At 55.4% G+C, this 2,466-nt stretch carries 4 protein-coding genes; 2 read left to right on the top strand and 2 right to left on the bottom strand.

Going from position 1 to position 2,466, the window contains the following annotated elements; translation table 11 throughout:
- Nucleotides 1-90 precede the first annotated feature (90 nt).
- Nucleotides 91-435 carry a DUF899 family protein gene (locus AC1DIJ_RS30855; protein ID WP_477831757.1) on the bottom strand — a complete coding sequence of 115 codons (345 nt, stop codon included), beginning with the start codon at nucleotides 433-435 and terminating at the stop codon, nucleotides 91-93.
- 355 nt (nucleotides 436-790) lie between these two features.
- Here AC1DIJ_RS30855 and AC1DIJ_RS30850 point away from each other — a divergent pair, with 355 nt between their 5' ends.
- The gene (locus AC1DIJ_RS30850; RefSeq protein ID WP_112390965.1) at nucleotides 791-1,099 is read left to right on the top strand and encodes a hypothetical protein; all 309 of its coding nucleotides are present in this window, start codon (nucleotides 791-793) and stop codon (nucleotides 1,097-1,099) included.
- 105 nt (nucleotides 1,100-1,204) lie between these two features.
- Nucleotides 1,205-1,411 (top strand): hypothetical protein, encoded by a 207-nt coding sequence (locus AC1DIJ_RS30845; protein ID WP_112390966.1) that lies wholly within the window; start codon nucleotides 1,205-1,207, stop codon nucleotides 1,409-1,411.
- Nucleotides 1,412-1,461: 50 nt separating this feature from the next.
- Here the strand turns inward: AC1DIJ_RS30845 and AC1DIJ_RS30840 are convergent, their stop codons facing one another.
- A complete protein-coding gene (locus AC1DIJ_RS30840) occupies nucleotides 1,462-1,929 on the bottom strand; it encodes a hypothetical protein (protein ID WP_112390967.1) in 468 nt (155 codons plus the stop codon).
- Nucleotides 1,930-2,466: the final 537 nt, after the last annotated feature.

Raw genomic sequence — 2,466 nt, 5'->3', positions numbered from 1 at the left:
CTCAAAGCTAAAGCCGAAGATACCCATCACCCGCACTTGGCCTTCCCTTTGCAACCCCGGCCAGCGCCGGGCAGGCCAAGCGCTGATCGTCTACAGGGGGGTGAATATTGGACGCCGATAAGGGGTCAACATTGCGAGCCGATTGACACGCTGTGGACCGAACATCCAGAAATACGTCACCAGAGTATCGTGCTCTCCGAACAAGTCGGCCAGGCCGACCTCGCCGCCGTTCTCGTCGTTGAAGCGATAGTCCCTCTCGACGACTGGGCCTGGAGGCAGCCGCATACGCTGCTCGGCTAGCCGGGTGAGATGTCGCCGGGCTTCGATCTCTTCCGCCAACAGGGCGGTCCGTGCTTCCGCGTAGTCGACGGGTTCATTTGGGAATCTGCTGGCGCGTTTCGCCGCCAGTTCCTTTGCGGATCTCAGTTCTTTCATCCTTGTTTCTCCCTTGCCTCGCTTCTCCACGTGACACGTCTACTAGACGTATGACGACGTCCATTTCCGACAAGGACGGTCCGATTATTCGGCGATTGCGTTCTCTCTCGTCCTTTTCCCAGCTCCAGCCATCCACCTTGACTCATCGGGCGGCATCACCATCTCCAGGCGGATCCCGGAGCCGTGCAATGAACGACCCTATCCCTGCAAAAGTCGCCGACGACGACATGATGGAAATCTACCCGCCGGAGCGGAAAACCTGTCCGGGAGGATTGCCGTCGCGTTGTGATTGCTGCGGACAGTTCGCGGCGATGGGTGAGGACTGCTTCGGCCTCTGCGAGGAGTGCCTTTCGCCATGACAAAGATTGATACTGCAGCATTCAAGCTAGCTCTGGATGCTCTTCCCACAGGCTTTTCCAAAGGCTCCTTCAGCGGTCGGAAATGGGCTGTAACCGTTCGCCGGTCTGAGGACGGACGCCGGACTTCGCTTTACGCGAACGAACTCGGAGGGACCGACATCGTATCCTTCAATTTCTATCTCGCTTCTGGAAACCGGCCTATTCTCAAACCGTGCGAAATGTCCTCTGCCAAGGTCCTCGATTTTGTATGCGGCTTTCGGTTGAACGAAGGTCGTATAATGAAGCGTCAAATGGCCGGTGCATGAATGTTGGAATCCAAGACGCAGTCGAGGTTGCTCACAAGTATGGAACCGAAGCGATCGTAATGCCTTGAATCACGGCGACAACAATTAGCATTCCGAGGCAATCGCATGAATGAGAACGAAGAACTCGCAACGGCGATCGAACAGCTCGCCGATAATGCCGAAGGTGACCCGGAAACTGGCGTGGACATCAAGTCCCTTGCTGTAGGTCTCTGGGCGAACTTTAATGACTTATCCATCGAGGAGATCGAGGACGCCCTTCGAGACGTCTGGAGAACGCGAGGTCTTCCGTTCAACGACAACGCTAGTCCTTGAAGGTGAACCACGACGCCAGGATTGAAGCAAGACTGCCAACGCCTCAGAATTCAGGCCGCAGCTACTTCAAGGGCCGACTTCCGGTGCATTTTCCAGTAAAGTTGGCGCTGCGCTTCGTACTCGGGCGTTCTGTTCCACTGCTCGTCGCGGGTCGAAATTCCGGCAAGGCGTTTGGCCATCCACCAGATCCGGCGTCTCTGAGCCTCCTGAGTGAAGTCTAGGCCATGGTCAGACAAGCGAAAAAACGGACTGTCGATACGCAGTCTGTCCATGTGCTGGTTCCGAGCGGTCAGCAAATGGCGGATCTCCGAGATCGGGAGCTTCAGTATTTCTCGCCATTCATCATGTGCGGGAACCCAGCCCCATAGATTTTCAACCTCGTTGAGAGAGCTCATGGCGTGTCGTACGAGATCGGAATTATTAGCCAGTTCTCTGGAGGCGAGCCGACAACGGATCAACTTCGTCAAGTTGTTGACCTTGTCCGTTTCAGAGAGATAGGTCGTGATCTCCGCCGTCAAATTGCTGTCTCCTTTGTAGCGGGCCGGTGCTTTGCCGTCCGAATTGGCCCACCAGGCTCGGCAAGTAGCCGGGCAGCTTTATCGTTGCGCGCGTCCTACCGGACCAGCGATGTAGATAACGGCCATGAATTCGGCGTTGGAAAGATCGCTTGCATTTTAAGGAACGAATTTTTCTGACTGCGTTAGCCGTCCCGGCAACCGAGGTTTAGCGATCTTTTCGAAGCCGCTGTCGTTCAGAGACTTTAGTTACCCCCGGTGGGTGAAGGCGATGACGTCCCCTTAACCATTCAACTCGAATCCTTCAAACGACGCCGTGTTCATCGCAATCCGTAACTGTCGATTCACAAGGGGTGTGACAGAAACCAGAAATACTTGGAGGTCATATGCTGTGAACTGCCCCCACTTTCGACCGGACACTCAGCATAAGCAGGAAGGCTCAAGCACAGGCTTGAGGATAAGCTTATGTCTAACGAGTTTCGACAGGTTGATCTGATGATCGGTGACGTCCGGCGGCGACGCTGGACAACGGAGCGCAAA

This window comes from Rhizobium sp. 10N427 (assembly GCF_056394605.1).
This window is presented reverse-complemented; position numbering and strand designations above follow the sequence as displayed.

Coding starts and splice junctions, on each gene's coding strand:
- AC1DIJ_RS30855 (WP_477831757.1), bottom strand. CDS start 435: ATGAAAGAACTGAGATCCGCAAAGGAACTGGCGGCGAAACGCGCCAGC.
- AC1DIJ_RS30850 (WP_112390965.1), top strand. CDS start 791: ATGACAAAGATTGATACTGCAGCATTCAAGCTAGCTCTGGATGCTCTT.
- AC1DIJ_RS30845 (WP_112390966.1), top strand. CDS start 1,205: ATGAATGAGAACGAAGAACTCGCAACGGCGATCGAACAGCTCGCCGAT.